This is a genomic window from Sulfitobacter sabulilitoris (genome assembly GCF_005887615.1).
Classification (GTDB): domain Bacteria; phylum Pseudomonadota; class Alphaproteobacteria; order Rhodobacterales; family Rhodobacteraceae; genus Sulfitobacter_E; species Sulfitobacter_E sabulilitoris.
The window spans coordinates 1,162,393-1,176,883 of record NZ_VANS01000001.1 but is presented as its reverse complement, the minus strand read 5'-3'; the positions used below and the strand labels follow the sequence as shown (position 1 = coordinate 1,176,883).

The window sequence follows — 14,491 nt, the reverse complement described above, 5'->3', positions numbered from 1 at the left end:
CGCGAGGCCCAAGGACGGGCGCGCGGGCATGAAAGGACGGACACTTGTGCTGGACAAGGCGATGAAACTCAAGCCGGGGCCGGGGGCGGGGCCGGCGCAGGACACCGCTGGCGCCGGCATCCGTGCGCGCGATGTCACGGTGACCTACCGCAATGGCCATACCGCGCTGCGCGACGCCAGCTTCGAGATCCCGCGCGGCACGGTGACGGCGCTCGTGGGCGTGAATGGCGCCGGCAAATCCACCTTGTTCAAGGCGATCATGGGCTTCGTGCCGATGGCCCGGGGCGATATCGCGGTGCTTGGCCGCAGCGTCAAGGATGCCCTGCGCGAAAACCTGGTGGCCTATGTGCCGCAGGCGGAGGAAGTCGACTGGGCCTTTCCCGTGCTGGTCGAGGACGTGGTGATGATGGGGCGCTACGGACACATGGGCTTCCTGCGCCGCCCCTCTGACACCGACCGCAAGAAGGTCAGCGAAGCGCTGGAGCGGGTCGGCATGTCCGCCTACCGCCACCGCCAGATCGGCGAACTGTCCGGCGGCCAGCGCAAGCGCGTGTTCCTGGCCCGCGCCCTGGCGCAGGAGGGGCAGGTGATCCTGCTCGACGAGCCGTTCACCGGCGTCGACGTCAAGACCGAGGAACAGATCGTCGCGCTGTTGCGGGCCCTGCGCGACGAGGGGCGGGTGATGCTGGTCTCGACCCACAACCTTGGATCGGTGCCGGAATTCTGCGACCGCACGATCCTGGTCAAGGGCACGGTCACGGCCTTCGGCCCGACGGACGAGGTGTTCACCCGCGAAAACCTCGAAACCGCGTTCGGCGGCGTGCTGCGGCACTTCACCCTGGGCGGGGCGGACCTGCATGACGACGACGACCCGCGCGAAATCCGGATCATCACCGACGACGAACGCCCCTTCGTGCACTACGGCGAACGCGCCTCCGGGGACGAGGACAAGGGCTGATGGACCTTCTGCTGGAACCCTTCGGGTATGGCTACATGACCAACGCGATGTGGGTCTCGGCGCTGGTGGGAGGTGTCTGCGCCTTCCTGTCGGCGTACCTGATGCTCAAGGGCTGGTCGCTGATCGGTGATGCGCTCAGCCATTCGGTCGTGCCGGGTGTCGCAGGGGCCTACCTGCTGGGCCTGCCCTTTGCCCTGGGCGCCTTCATCGCGGGCGGGCTGGCGGCGGGGGCGATGCTGTTCCTGTCGGGGCGCTCCGGTCTCAAGATCGACGTCATCATCGGGATCATCTTCACATCCTTCTTCGGGCTGGGCCTGTTCATGGTGTCGCTCAGTCCGATGGCGATCAGCGTGCAGACCATCACGATGGGCAACATCCTTGCCATCACGCCGCAGGATACGCTGCAACTGGCGATCATCGGCTTCGTGTCGCTGGCGGTGCTGCTGGCCAAGTGGAAGGATCTTCTGGTCACCTTCTTCGATGAAAACCACGCGCGCTCCATCGGGTTGCGGCCCGATCTGCTCAAGGCGATGTTCTTCGTGCTGCTGTCGGCCTCGGTCGTGGCGGCGATGCAGACGGTGGGGGCGTTCCTGGTCATCGCGATGGTGGTGACGCCGGGGGCCACGGCCTATCTGCTGTGCGACCGGTTCGACCGGTTGCTGGTCGTGTCGGTGCTGATCGGATCCATCACCAGTTTTACCGGCGCCTACGCCAGCTATTTCCTTGATGGTGCGACGGGTGGGATCATCGTGACCCTGCAAACGCTGATCTTCCTGGTGGCCTTTGTGCTGGCGCCCAAGCATGGGCTGCTGGCCGCGCGCCGCCGCGCGGCGCAGGCCCTGCGCGCACCCGTCCCCGGAAAGGCCATGCCATGAGCATCGAGACGCTGCTGCTGCCGTTCCAGTTTCCATTCATGCAAAATGCGTTCCTGATCGCGCTGATCGTGGCGCCGCCCACGGCGTTGCTGTCGTGTTTTCTGGTGCTCAAGGGCTGGGCGCTGATGGGCGATGCGGTCAGCCATGCGATCCTGCCGGGTGTCGTTCTGGCCTATCTGCTGAACCTGCCGCTGATCCTCGGGGCCTTTGTCGCGGGCATGACCTGCGCGCTGATGACCGGCTATCTGGCCGCCAACAGCAGGGTCAAGGAAGACACGGTGATGGGGGTCGTTTTCTCGGGCATGTTCGCCGTGGGGCTGATCCTGTTCACCGCCTTCCCGAGCGATGCGCATCTGGATCATATCCTGTTCGGCAACATGCTGGGCATCGGCGCGCAGGACCTGCTGACCGCGGGGGGCATCGCGCTGCTCACGACGGCGGTCTTGCTGCTGAAATGGCGGGATTTCCTGTTGCATGCCTTTGATCCGGCACAGGCGCAGGCCAGCGGTCTGCCGGTCGCTGTGCTGCATTACGGGCTGTTGACGATACTGTCGCTGACCATCGTGGCCACGTTGTCGTCGGTGGGGCTGATCCTTGCGGTGGCGCTTTTGGTGACGCCGGGTGCGGTCGCCTTTCTGACCGTGCGCAGTTTCGGCTGGATGCTGGTGGTGTCGGTTGGGGTCTGTCTGGGCGCGATGGTGACCGGTGCCTACCTCAGCTTTTTCATCGACAGCGCGCCTGCGCCGACCATCGTGCTGGTCCTGACGGCGATCTTCATCGCCGCGTTCCTGCGCCGCGTGCTGCTGACCCGCGCCGCGTCGAAGGCCCAGGGCACGGCCCTGCGATAGGCGTCAAGATCGCCCGCCAAGTCACTGGAAAAAAATAATAAATGAAAGAACAAAAGGCCGCCCTAAGGCGGCCTTTTATGTTCGACCGTGGGGTGCGGTCCACGTTGGAGCGGGCGAGGCGATTCGAACGCCCGACCCTAACCTTGGCAAGGTTATGCTCTACCCCTGAGCTACGCCCGCTTCCTTCGTGTGAGGCGGAAATACCCAGACATGCGGGCACCTGCAAGAGGAAAATCAGGCAAACCGGCAAAAAAAATCGGATTGGCGAAGATGGTTCCGGGGGCGGACCAAGGCGCGGATCCGGGTGGCGGCTCCAGATCGCGCATTCGGCGTGTTTTGGCGCAGAATCGCCATAAAGACGCGGTACTATATACAGATCGCCTTTGGTGACGGCAGTGTGGCGTGATCGCCGACAGGCATTTGGACAACGAGAAAGAAAGAGAATTGGCATGAGACGAAAGACTTGTTTAGGCGCCTTCGGCCTGGTTCTGGCGCTTTCGGGGGCCTTGGGCGTCGTGACGGCGACATTCGTCGCTGAGCCGGCCTTTGCCAAGGGCAATGGCGGCGGCAATGGTGGCGGCAATGGCGGCGGCAATGGTGGTGGAAACGGCGGCGGCAATGGAAACGGCGGCGGCAACGGTGGTGGAAACGGCGGCGGCAACGGAAACGGCGGCGGCAATGGAAATGGCGGCGCGAACGGCAACGCCGGCGGATCGGCCTGGGGCGGGTCATCGGGTGGCGGCAAGTCGCTTGGTCAGGGCAAGGGCCGCGACGCGGCCAGCCATGGCTCGGGGGCCGGGAAATCCGCAGGCAAGGAACGCAGTGCAAATGCCACGCCCGGCACCAAGGGCAAGGCGAAGGGCGCCAAAGGCCCGAGCGTTCAGGCCGCGCGCGTCTCTGCCCGGCCGAACGCGCGCTCGAGCCGGGGCGCCATCGCGTCCGAGCTCAAGGGTCTGAACGCGGCCCACGCAAGCCTGAACGGACTGCAGAACGCCGCCCCGAACAGCATGCCGGGGATGCTCAATACCTACCGCGAGGCGACGATCGCCGAGGTCGAGGCCGAGGACGCATTGGCAGGCGCGCTGCTTGGCGTCGAAGAGGCGATCGCGGAGGAAACCGCAGCGATCGCAGCGCTCAGCGAAGCGCAGGACATGCTGGACAAGGCCGAGGCGACCCTGGCCGAGGTCGAGGCATCCTCCACGGCGACGGAGGCCGAATTGGCCGAAGCCAAGGAGGCGCAGCGCGCGGCCGAGGAGGACGTCACGCTGGCCGGGACGCGGGTCTCCGAAGCCGAAGAGGACGTGACCGAAGCAGAGGCGACCGCCGCGCTCGCCGCTGACAAAGTGTCCGAGGCCGAGGACATCACGCAGTCCAGCTTTGATGCATTGCCGGGCGCGTCCGACCTGTCGCCCGAGGCTCTGGCGGAACTCAACGATCTTCTGGGCCTGTCGGAAACCGCCGAAGTTCAGGACTGAACCACACGGTCCTTTCCCCGCGCCTTCTACGGCGCGGGGAATGGATCACTCCAATTCGACCAGCAGGTCCTTGGCGTCGATCTGGCTGCCGGGTTGGACATGCATGGCCTTGACCACGGCATCGCGCTCTGCGTGGATGCCGGTTTCCATCTTCATGGCCTCGATCGTCAGCAGCAGGTCGCCGGCCTTGACCCGCGCCCCTTCCTTGGCGGCGACGCTGGCCACGACGCCGGGCATCGGTGCGCCGATATGGTCGGGGTTGCCAGCTTCGGCCTTGGGGCGCTGAACGGTCGTGGATTTGACAAGGCGGTTGCTCACCCGGATCACGCGCGGCTGGCCGTTCAGTTCAAAGAACACCTTGACCTCGCCGTCCTCGTTGGTCTCGCCCACGGCCTGCAGGCGGATTTCGAGCGTCTTGCCGGGGTCGATCTCGGCGCTGATTTCCTCGCCCGGTTCCATACCGTAAAAGAATGTCTTGGTGGGCAGCACGCGCACCGGGCCATAGGTGCGATGGCGGCCCATGTAGTCGAGGAACACCTTGGGATACATCAGGTATCCCGACAGGTCCTCGTCATCGACGGGCTTGCCGTCCATCGCCGCGCTGGCTTCGGCGCGCAGCGCCTCAAGATCGGCGGGGGGCAGGTGCTTGCCGGGGCGTTCGGTATTGGGGGCCTCGTCCTTCAGCACCTTTTTCACGATGCCGTCGGGGAACCCGCCGGGGGGCTGGCCCAGGTTGCCGCGCATCATGTCGATCACGCTGTCGGGAAAGGACACTTCGGTCCCGGGGTCCTCGACCTCGGCCCGGGTCAGGCCCTGGCTCACCATCATCAGCGCCATGTCGCCCACCACCTTCGAGCTGGGCGTGACCTTGACGATATCGCCGAACATCTGGTTCACATCCGCATAGGTGTGCGCCACCTCGGGCCAGCGGTCCGCCAGGCCCAGCGACGCGGCCTGCGCCTTGAGGTTGGTGAACTGCCCGCCGGGCATCTCGTGCAGGTAGACCTCGGAGGAGGGCGCCTGCATGCCGCTTTCGAAGGCGGCGTAATGGCCGCGCACCTCTTCCCAGTAGTTCGAGATGTCGCGCACCGCGCCGATGTCGAAGCCGGTGTCCCGGTCGGTGTGGCGCAGCGCTTCGACCACCGACCCGAAGGTTGCCTGGCTGGTGTTGCCGCTGAAGGCGTCCATCGCGCAATCGACCGCGTCCACGCCCGCTTCGGATGCGGCGAGGATCGTCGCGCAGGCCACCCCGGCGGTGTCGTGGGTGTGGAAATGGATGGGCAGGCCGACTTCGGTCTTGAGCGCGCGGATCAGTTGCCGCGCGGCCGCGGGCTTCAACAGGCCCGCCATGTCCTTGAGGCCGAGAATATGCGCACCCGCATCGCGCAGGTCCTTGCCCATCTTGACATAGTATTTCAGGTCGTACTTGGCGCGGTCGGGATCGAGGATGTCGCCGGTATAGCAGACCGCCCCTTCGCAGATCTTGCCGCTGTCGATCACCGCATCCATCGCGACGCGCATGTTCTCCACCCAGTTGAGGCTGTCGAACACGCGGAACACGTCGACGCCGGTGCCCGCCGCGACACGCACGAATTCCTGCACCACGTTGTCGGGGTAATTGGTATAGCCAACCCCGTTCGATCCGCGCAGCAGCATCTGGGTCATCACGTTGGGCATGGCCGCGCGCAGGTCGCGCAGCCGCTGCCAGGGGCATTCCTGCAAGAAGCGATAGGCCACGTCGAAGGTCGCTCCGCCCCAGCATTCGACCGAGAAAAGCTGCGGCAGGTTGGCGGAATAGGCCGGCGCCACCTTGATCATGTCGTGGCTGCGCATCCGCGTGGCCAGCAGGCTTTGGTGCCCGTCGCGCATGGTGGTATCGGTCACCAGAAGTTGCCGCTGCTGCCCCATCCAGTCGGCGACGGCCTGCGGGCCCTTCTGTTCCAGCAGGTTGCGGGTGCCCATCGTCGGCTCGGCCCGCAGCCGCGGCGGCCTGGGGTCGCGCACATGGGCCGCCGGGCGGGGGTGGGTCTTGGTCTCGGGGTGGCCGTTGACGGTGATGTCCGCGATATAGGTCAGCACCTTGGTGCCACGGTCGCGCCGCTGCTTGAACTGAAACAGCTCGGGCGTCTCGTCGATGAACCTGGTGGTGTATTCGTTGTTGAGAAACGTCGGATGCTTGAGCAGGTTTTCGACGAAGGCGATGTTGGTGCTGACGCCGCGGATGCGGAATTCGCGCAACGCCCGGTCCATCCGGGCAATCGCCATTTCGGGCGTCGGCGCCTTGGCCGTCACCTTGGTCAGCAGGCTGTCGTAATAGCGCGTGATCACGCCCCCCGCATAGGCCGTTCCGCCATCCAGCCGGATACCCATGCCCGTGGCCGAACGATAGGCGGTGATGCGGCCATAATCGGGAATGAAGTTGTTCTGCGGATCCTCGGTGGTGATCCGCGTCTGCAATGCGTGCCCGGTGAGGGTGATATCCTCCTGGCGCGCCTTGCCGGTCGCCTCGGCAATGGTCTTGCCCTCGGCGATCAGGATCTGCGCGCGCACGATGTCGATGCCGGTCACTTCCTCGGTGACGGTGTGTTCGACCTGCACGCGGGGGTTCACCTCGATGAAGTAGAACTGCTCGTCGTCCATATCCATCAGGAATTCGACCGTGCCCGCGCATTCGTAATTCACATGGGCGCAGATCTTGCGGCCCAGCTCGCACAACTCGGCGCGCTGCGCCTCCGAGAGGTAGGGTGCGGGCGCGCGCTCCACCACCTTCTGGTTGCGGCGCTGCACCGAGCAGTCACGCTCATAGAGGTGGTAGATGTTGCCATGGGTATCGCCAAGGATCTGCACTTCGACATGGCGGGCGCGCTGGATCATCTTTTCCAGATAGCCCTCGCCGTTGCCAAAGGCGGCCTCGGCTTCGCGGCGGCCTTCGAGAACCTTTTCCTCCAGTTCATCCTCGCTGAGGATCGGGCGCATGCCACGCCCGCCGCCGCCCCAGGACGCCTTGAGCATCAGGGGATAGCCGACCGCAGCCGCTTCCTTGCGAATGGCGTCCATGTCGGTGCCCAGCACCTCGGTCGCGGGGATTACCGGCACGCCCGACTCGATCGCGACGCGTCGCGCGCTGGCCTTGTCGCCCAGCTTGCGCATCGTCTCTGCGCGCGGACCGATGAAGGTGATGCCGTTTTGTTCGCAGGCGTCCACCAGGTCGGGGTTTTCCGACAGCAGGCCATAGCCGGGGTGCACCGCGTCGGAGCCGCTGGCCTTGGCCACGCGAATGATTTCGTCGATGCTCAGATACGCGGCCACCGGGCCCAGCCCCTCGCCGATGCGGTAGGCCTCGTCTGCCTTGAAACGGTGCAGGCCCAGCTTGTCCTCTTCGGCATAGATGGCGACGGTCTTCTTGCCCATCTCGTTCGCGGCGCGCATGATGCGAATGGCGATTTCGCCCCGGTTGGCGATCAGTATCTTGCGGAACTCGGTCATGCTTGGCCTCTGTCAGGTTGCGGGCGTCGGGCCTGTTTAGGAAGAAAACCCAAAGGGGTAAACTCGTAGAACTGGGTAGCGGCCCGATCTGTGCGCCATCAAAGTGCTGCGGCGCGGCATTTGCAAGCGGATATCTGTGGCGGCAGTCACGGCAGGGCAAAGGCCGCAGGCAGACTGCGCAGGTCGCGCGCGCCCAGTTGCCCCATGTTGGCGATCAGATCCTTGGCCAGAATGTCGATCAGGTGGTCTATTCCGCGCGGGCCCAGGGCGGCCAGCGCGAAATGAAAGGCGCGGCCCAGCATCACGAAGTCCGCACCAAGGGCAAAGGCGCGCAGGATATCCAGCCCGCCTTCGATCCCGCTGTCGAAAATCAGCGGCAGATCCGTCGCGGCGCGGATGCCCGGCAGCGCGTCGATGCTGGCGGGGGCCGCGTCGAACTGGCGGCCGGCGTGGTTCGACACCCAGATCGCATCGATCCCCGCCGCCGCCAGGGGGGCCGCATCCTCGGGGCGAAGCACGCCCTTGACGATGAACGGCCCGTCCCAGGCCTCGCGCAGGCGATGGACATAGTCCCAATCCAGCGTCGTGCGCAGCAGGTATCCGACATGCGCGGTGGACGACAGGGTTGTCGCCGTCGCGGTGCTGTATTTCTCCAGCATCCGCATCCGGGGCATGCCCCGCTGCGCCATCCCCAAGGCCCAGGCGGGACGCAGGGCCACCTGCGCCAGCAGGCGGGGGGTCAGGCGCGGCGGCTGTGTCAGGCCCGACCGGGTCTGGCGTTCGCGGCGCGATGCCACGGGGACATCCAGCGTCAGGATCAGCGTGCCGAACCCGGCGCCGCGCGCGCGCGCCAGCATGTCGGCGCGGATGTCGGGGTCGCGGGGCGGATACATCTGAAACCAGCCATGCGCGCCCAGGTGCGGGGCCAGATCCTCGGGTGACTGGCTTGCGACGGTGGACAGCCCATAAGGAATTCCGGCGCGCGCCGCCGCCCGTGCCAGGTGGCCTTCGGCATCGGGCCAGATCAGGCCCGACATGCCGACCGGTGCGATGCCGAACGGCAAGGGCAGGCGCGCGCCCAGGACATCGACGCCCAGGTCGGGTTCGAATTCGCCGTGCAGCACCGAGGGCATCAGCCCGACACGGTCCAGCCTGCGGCGGTTGTGATGTTTGGTGGCTTCGGTCCCGGTGGCCGAATCCAGGTATTCCCAGACGAATTTCGGGAGTCGCCGCTGCGCGCGGCGGCGCAGATCGGACAACGCGGGATAGGTGTTGTGCAGGTCCATATGCGCCATTTGCCGCCGCCGCCGCGCGATTGTCCAGAGGTGGCGCAAAAACCTGCGGAACGAAGTGTGAACGAACCTTTATCTATCGGTCATCTGGCGCTAGGTTGTTCGCCATGAGCAGTTTCGATGAAATGGACGCCTTTGACGGCGCATCGCTGTCGGCGCGCGCGATGGCCGCGCGGCCGCAGCCCTATCTGGACGGGTTGAACCCCGCACAACGTGCCGCGGTAGAGCAGATGGACGGGCCCGTGCTGATGCTGGCGGGGGCGGGCACGGGCAAGACGCGCGCCCTGACCGCGCGGATCGTGCACCTGATGAACACCGGGCGTGCACGGCCCAATGAAATCCTTGCCGTGACCTTTACCAACAAGGCCGCGCGCGAGATGAAGAACCGCGTAGGCCAGATGCTGGGCCAGCCGATCGAAGGGATGCCTTGGCTGGGCACCTTCCACGCCATCTGCGTCAAGCTTTTGCGGCGGCACGCGGAATTGGCGGGGCTGAAATCGAACTTCACCATCCTGGACACCGACGATCAGTTGCGACTGCTCAAGCAACTGGTCGCGACCGAGGGCATCGACGACAAGCGCTGGCCCGCGCGGATGCTGCTTGGCATCATCGACGGCTGGAAGAACCGCGCGTTGACGCCCGAGAAGGTGCCAGCCGCGGATGCAGGGGCCTACAACCACCGCGGCACCGAAATCTATGCGCAGTACCAGACCCGCCTGCGCGAGCTGAACGCCACCGATTTCGGCGATCTGCTGCTGCATATGGTCACGATCTTTCAGGCCCACCCCGATGTGCTGGAGCAATACCAGCGCTGGTTCAAATACATCCTTGTGGACGAATACCAGGACACGAACGTGGCGCAGTACCTGTGGCTGCGGCTGCTGGCGGGGGCGCACAAGAACATCTGCTGCGTCGGTGACGACGACCAGTCGATCTATGGCTGGCGCGGGGCCGAGGTGGGCAATATCCTGCGGTTCGAAAAGGACTTTCCCGGCGCGCATGTGGTCCGGTTGGAACAGAACTACCGGTCCACCCCGCATATTCTGGCTGCGGCCTCGGGTGTGATCGAAGGCAATGAAGGCCGGCTGGGCAAGACGCTCTGGACCGAGGCGCAGGAGGGCGAGAAGGTTCGCCTGATCGGCCATTGGGACGGCGAGGAGGAGGCGCGCTGGATCGGCGAGGAGATCGAGGCGGCGCAGCGCGGCACGCGCGGGATGGACAGGTTCGGTCTGGACGACATGGCGATCCTGGTGCGCGCCAGCCACCAGATGCGCGCCTTCGAGGACCGGTTCCTGACCATCGGGCTGCCGTACCGGGTGATCGGCGGGCCACGCTTCTACGAGCGGATGGAGATCCGCGACGCCATGGCCTATTTCCGCGTCGTCACGTCGCCTGACGACGATCTGGCCTTCGAGCGGATCGTCAACACGCCCAAACGCGGCCTTGGCGACAAGGCGCAGCAGACGATCCAGCGCCATGCCCGCGACAACGGTCTCAGCCTTGTCGAGGGCGCGCGGCTGGTGGTCGAGACCAAGGCGATCGGCGGCAAGGGCGGGGCGGAACTGGCCCGGCTGATGGAGGGGATCGCCCGCTGGGGCCGCATGGCAGGCGACGCGGATGTATCCCACATGGAATTGGCCGAGATCATCCTCGACGAAAGCGGCTACACCGGGTTCTGGCAGAACGACAAGACCCCCGAGGCGCCGGGCCGGTTGGAAAACCTCAAGGAACTGGTCAAGGCGCTGGAGCAGTTCGAGAACCTGCAGGGGTTTCTGGAACACGTCAGCCTGATCATGGACAACGAAACCGACGACGGGGGAGAGAAAATCTCTGTCATGACCCTGCACGCCGCCAAGGGGCTGGAATTTCCGGTGGTGTTTCTGCCCGGATGGGAAGATGGGTTGTTCCCCTCGCAGCGGTCGATGGACGAAAGCGGGCTGAAGGGGCTGGAGGAGGAGCGGCGGCTGGCCTATGTCGGCATCACGCGGGCCGAAGAGGTCTGCACCATCTCCTTTGCCGCCAATCGACGGGTGTTCGGGCAATGGCAATCCTCCATGCCGTCGCGGTTCATCGACGAACTGCCGGATGAGCACGTCGAGGTGCTGACGCCGCCGGGGCTTTATGGCGGCGGATACGGGGCCGCGGCGATGCCGGCGTCAAGGCTGCACGATGCGGCGGCCGAAGCGAATGTCTACAACTCGCCCGGCTGGCGACGCCTGCAGTCACGCAGCGCCGAGCGGCCGATGAGCCAGCCGCGCGAGACCCGCAACACCGTGATCGACATGAACGCGCTGTCGAGTTTCACCATGGGTGAGCGGGTGTTCCACCAGAAATTCGGCTATGGCGAAGTGACGGGGATCGAGGGCGACAAGCTTGAGATCGCGTTCGAGAAGGCCGGGGTGAAGAAGGTGGTGGCCAAGTTCATCACCGGCTGCGACGACATTCCCTTTTAAGTGTCCGTGATCCCGCGGAGCGCGCTGGCGCGCGCGCACCATGATGAGGTGCCCTGCCGGTGGCAGGCCACCTGCGGGCCCGACCGGGACGCGCCGCCAAATCAGGTCTTGCGAGACTCACTCCGCGCGGCGTAGCGTCGGGATCCGAGGTGCCTTGCCCTGTAACGGGGTCGGGAGAATTGGGAAGCCGGTGAGACCCCGGCGCTGCCCCCGCAACGGTAAGGGTGGGTGGATCGGCAGGACCACTGAGGCGCGCAAGCGTCTTGGGAAGGTGCCGGACCTTGGGCCCTCACGGCCCGCCCGTTTAACCCCGAGCCCGGAAACCAGCCTTGGATTGACGTTGATCGCGGGTGGCGGTCGGGGACGCATGCGGGCCATCCCTGGCCGCGACGGCCCCCGATGCTGCGCCCGTCCCAAGGGCCACGGGCGGTGGTCGGAGACAAGAACATGGTTTTTTCGCAGATTCTCGCCGGGTTGCAGGCTCTGGATGCGACGGGCGCGCAGGCCGATCAGGCGGCGCGGCAAGGATTTTTGGAGTGGGTTTTTTCGCTCGACGGTTGCCCGCATCCGGCGGCGCGCGACGCGCTGGACCGGGTGCCGCAGGATATGACGCTGGAACCCGCGGCCAGGGCCTTTGTGGGCTTTCTGCGCCAGGCGGCCCAGCCCCAGACGCCGCCATTCAGGCGCGGCGGTGCGGCAGGTCGGCGGCTTCGGTTGCATTGATGGTGCGCGCGGCAGGGTGCACCGGCCCCTGACCGCAAGACGTGCGCCACACGGGCAGCGCCGCCCAGGGCAAATCGCCCGATGGCAAGAAAAAACGGCGGCTCCCGGGAGGATGGGAGCCGCCGCATCTTCCGCGTCAAGGGTCAGGGAGGAGGAGGACCCTTGCCGCGTATCGACGTGCATCCCGAAGGATGCGGATGGTTGAGAGCGGCGACATCAGGGAGGAGGAAGATGCCGCCGCCGCTTTACAGACACGTCAGGGAGGAGGAGAGACGTGCCTGATCCGGTTGGACCTTAGCTGCGGGTCGCGTCTTGCGACGCGTCCCATGCCACGCGGGGCAGTTCCGAGCGATGCAGGCCAAGATCGGCCAGATCGCGGTTGGACAATGCCCCCAGTTCGGTCAGTGTCTGGTTGTACACGCGGCGTTGCGCGTGCCGTGTCGCGGCGGTTTCCAAAAGGTGCGCGGCATACCCGAGGGCGCGCTCGACCAGGGTGGAACCTGCGGAAGTTGTTTCGTTGTAATAAGCCATGTGGCGTCTCGCTTGCTGTATCTGCGTTGCTTGTGGACCATACTTAAGCCAATGCTGCACCTGCACAATGGATACCTAAACAATGCTGCCATGCAGCATTTGCATAGGGGACGTAGCGTAAATTTGTGCGGTCTGCTAATGGCTTAGGCAATTCCGCCGATCGACTTGTGCTTTGCTGCAAAGCTGCCATTTCAACGGGCGCAGATGAGGAGAAATTGAGCATGTCCGTAACGAAAGCCGAAATCGAAGCCGCCCTCGCGCGGATCCAGCTTCCCGATGGGCGCAGCCTGATCGCGCATGATTTGATTCGCGCGCTGAGCGTCGAGGAGGGCGTGGTGCGTTTTGTCATCGAAGCGCCGAGCCCGGAGGTGGCCCGCCAGATGGGGCCCATCCGCGATGCCGCCGAAAAGCTGGTGCGCGACCTGCCGGGGGTCGTTTCCGCCGCTGTCGCGCTGACGGCGCATGGCCCCGCGGCGAAACCCGCGGCGCCCAGCCTCAAGATCGGCGGCCACCCCAAGCCGCAGGAGGGGCCGACCAAACCTTCGGGCGTCAAGCGCATCATTGCGATCGGGTCGGGCAAGGGTGGAGTGGGCAAATCCACCGTCAGCTCGAACCTCGCGGTGGCGCTGGCGCGTGCGGGGCGCAAGGTAGGGCTGTTGGATGCCGATATATACGGTCCCAGCCAACCGCGCATGATGGGCGTGAACAAACGCCCCGCGTCGCCCGACGGCAAGCGCATCATCCCGCTGCACGCCCACGGCGTCACGCTGATGTCTATCGGGTTCATGGTCGAAGAGGGCAAGGCGGTCGTATGGCGCGGGCCGATGTTGATGGGGGCCTTGCAGCAGATGATGGGCCAGGTGGAATGGGGCGAGCTTGACGTGCTGCTGGTGGATCTGCCGCCCGGCACCGGCGACGTGCAGCTTACGCTGTGTACCAAGACCGAACTGACCGGCGCGATTGTCGTCAGCACGCCGCAGGATGTGGCGCTGATCGATGCGCGCAAGGCGATCAACATGTTCGGAACGCTGAAGACCCCGGTTCTGGGCCTGATCGAGAACATGAGCCTCTTCGTCTGTCCGACCTGCGGGTCGGAACACCAGATCTTCGGTCATGGCGGCGTCGCCCGTGAGGCGGAGGCGCTCGGCGTGCCCTTGCTGGGGACGCTGCCCATCGACCTGGAGACCAGGTTGGCGGGAGACAGCGGCACGCCCGTGGCCGCGGGCGAGGGGGCGATGGCCGACGCCTATGCGCGGCTGGCGCAGGGTCTGATCAAGGGCGGCATGGCCTGATCCGCTGACGGTCCGGTGCATCGTGCCATCGGACCGGCGGCTTTCATGGTCCGGGATGGGCATTTATGGCCGGCATGGGATTTCATCCCACCCGGCGGCCTGGCGTCCCGGCGGATTTCGGCGGATTTCCGTTCATTCCGAATCAATTCCTGGAAAAACGCGGTGAATCTGCGCATTTCTTGTTTGTCCGTGTTGCGCCAATGTGGAACAAAGCAAAAACATTGCTTGTGGATAAGTCTGTGTGTGAAAAAACTCGGGAATTTATGGGACAGAGTGGTCAGCGCTTAGACTCACCATATATAGTGTGCAAAGTTCAATATTGAACTAATTAGGCTAAAAACGCCCCAAGACCTGGTCTGGCAGGGCGATTTTTTCGACTGTGCAAAACTGTATTCCGGGATTGGAGCCGTAGAAAATCGTTGCCTCCCATGAATTCCCATGTCATTCATTGTTCATCGGAAGAGAGCGAGACGGGGCACCAAACGACCCCAAGCAAGACAAAAAAACTCTAGCAGGTTTCATACAGGCACCTCGTTTTCCAACGACCAAGAGATCCGG

The 14,491-nt window shown here is 65.0% G+C and carries 10 protein-coding genes, 1 tRNA gene and 1 riboswitch; of the genes, 7 read left to right on the top strand and 4 right to left on the bottom strand.

Annotation, left to right across the window (positions count from 1 at the left end):
- The first annotated feature begins 61 nt into the window (after window positions 1–61).
- Genes FDT80_RS05560 through FDT80_RS05550 form a run of 3 tightly spaced genes read left to right on the top strand, consistent with a single transcriptional unit; the run spans window position 62 to window position 2,681 of the window.
- On the top strand, window positions 62–958 hold the full coding sequence (locus FDT80_RS05560; RefSeq protein ID WP_138661796.1) for a manganese/iron ABC transporter ATP-binding protein: 897 nt from the start codon (window positions 62–64) through the stop codon (window positions 956–958).
- Window positions 958–1,833: a metal ABC transporter permease gene (locus tag FDT80_RS05555; RefSeq protein ID WP_138661207.1), complete on the top strand. Its 876-nt coding sequence runs from the start codon at window positions 958–960 to the stop codon at window positions 1,831–1,833. The genes FDT80_RS05560 and FDT80_RS05555 overlap by 1 nt, the downstream gene beginning before the upstream one ends.
- Complete coding sequence (locus tag FDT80_RS05550; RefSeq protein WP_138661206.1) at window positions 1,830–2,681, top strand: metal ABC transporter permease; 852 nt, start codon at window positions 1,830–1,832, stop codon at window positions 2,679–2,681. The genes FDT80_RS05555 and FDT80_RS05550 overlap by 4 nt, the downstream gene beginning before the upstream one ends.
- A gap of 105 nt (window positions 2,682–2,786) precedes the next feature.
- Here the strand turns inward: FDT80_RS05550 and FDT80_RS05545 are convergent.
- Window positions 2,787–2,861 (bottom strand) — tRNA-Gly (locus FDT80_RS05545).
- A gap of 269 nt (window positions 2,862–3,130) precedes the next feature.
- Here FDT80_RS05545 and FDT80_RS18980 point away from each other — a divergent pair.
- Complete coding sequence (locus tag FDT80_RS18980; RefSeq protein ID WP_212733840.1) at window positions 3,131–4,156, top strand: hypothetical protein; 1,026 nt, start codon at window positions 3,131–3,133, stop codon at window positions 4,154–4,156.
- Between the two features lie 45 nt (window positions 4,157–4,201).
- On the opposite strand, the gene FDT80_RS05535 is transcribed toward FDT80_RS18980, so the two are convergent.
- Window positions 4,202–7,642: a pyruvate carboxylase gene (locus FDT80_RS05535; RefSeq protein ID WP_138661205.1), complete on the bottom strand. Its 3,441-nt coding sequence runs from the start codon at window positions 7,640–7,642 to the stop codon at window positions 4,202–4,204.
- Between the two features lie 146 nt (window positions 7,643–7,788).
- A complete protein-coding gene (locus FDT80_RS05530; protein WP_138661204.1) occupies window positions 7,789–8,937 on the bottom strand; it encodes an alpha-hydroxy acid oxidase in 1,149 nt (382 codons plus the stop codon).
- A gap of 104 nt (window positions 8,938–9,041) precedes the next feature.
- Between FDT80_RS05530 and FDT80_RS05525 the strand changes: the two genes are divergently transcribed.
- The gene (locus FDT80_RS05525) at window positions 9,042–11,387 is read left to right on the top strand and encodes an ATP-dependent helicase (protein ID WP_138661203.1); all 2,346 of its coding nucleotides are present in this window, start codon (window positions 9,042–9,044) and stop codon (window positions 11,385–11,387) included.
- A gap of 130 nt (window positions 11,388–11,517) precedes the next feature.
- A riboswitch (cobalamin riboswitch) is annotated at window positions 11,518–11,733 on the top strand.
- A gap of 101 nt (window positions 11,734–11,834) precedes the next feature.
- Entirely contained in the window at window positions 11,835–12,110 is a 276-nt protein-coding gene (locus FDT80_RS05520; protein ID WP_138661202.1) for a hypothetical protein, read from the top strand.
- 294 nt (window positions 12,111–12,404) lie between these two features.
- Here the strand turns inward: FDT80_RS05520 and FDT80_RS05515 are convergent, their stop codons facing one another.
- On the bottom strand, window positions 12,405–12,641 hold the full coding sequence (locus FDT80_RS05515) for a DUF1127 domain-containing protein (protein WP_138661201.1): 237 nt from the start codon (window positions 12,639–12,641) through the stop codon (window positions 12,405–12,407).
- A gap of 221 nt (window positions 12,642–12,862) precedes the next feature.
- Between FDT80_RS05515 and FDT80_RS05510 the strand changes: the two genes are divergently transcribed.
- Window positions 12,863–13,933: an Mrp/NBP35 family ATP-binding protein gene (locus FDT80_RS05510; RefSeq protein WP_138661200.1), complete on the top strand. Its 1,071-nt coding sequence runs from the start codon at window positions 12,863–12,865 to the stop codon at window positions 13,931–13,933.
- Window positions 13,934–14,491 lie beyond the last annotated feature (558 nt).

Excerpts from the sequence above, each read along its gene's own strand:
- FDT80_RS05550 (WP_138661206.1), top strand. The coding sequence starts at position 1,830 with ATGAGCATCGAGACGCTGCTGCTGCCGTTCCAGTTTCCATTCATGCAA.
- FDT80_RS05520 (WP_138661202.1), top strand. The coding sequence starts at position 11,835 with ATGGTTTTTTCGCAGATTCTCGCCGGGTTGCAGGCTCTGGATGCGACG.
- FDT80_RS05555 (WP_138661207.1), top strand. The coding sequence starts at position 958 with ATGGACCTTCTGCTGGAACCCTTCGGGTATGGCTACATGACCAACGCG.
- FDT80_RS18980 (WP_212733840.1), top strand. The coding sequence starts at position 3,131 with ATGAGACGAAAGACTTGTTTAGGCGCCTTCGGCCTGGTTCTGGCGCTT.
- FDT80_RS05535 (WP_138661205.1), bottom strand. The coding sequence starts at position 7,642 with ATGACCGAGTTCCGCAAGATACTGATCGCCAACCGGGGCGAAATCGCC.
- FDT80_RS05530 (WP_138661204.1), bottom strand. The coding sequence starts at position 8,937 with ATGGCGCATATGGACCTGCACAACACCTATCCCGCGTTGTCCGATCTG.
- FDT80_RS05560 (WP_138661796.1), top strand. The coding sequence starts at position 62 with ATGAAACTCAAGCCGGGGCCGGGGGCGGGGCCGGCGCAGGACACCGCT.
- FDT80_RS05525 (WP_138661203.1), top strand. The coding sequence starts at position 9,042 with ATGAGCAGTTTCGATGAAATGGACGCCTTTGACGGCGCATCGCTGTCG.
- FDT80_RS05510 (WP_138661200.1), top strand. The coding sequence starts at position 12,863 with ATGTCCGTAACGAAAGCCGAAATCGAAGCCGCCCTCGCGCGGATCCAG.
- FDT80_RS05515 (WP_138661201.1), bottom strand. The coding sequence starts at position 12,641 with ATGGCTTATTACAACGAAACAACTTCCGCAGGTTCCACCCTGGTCGAG.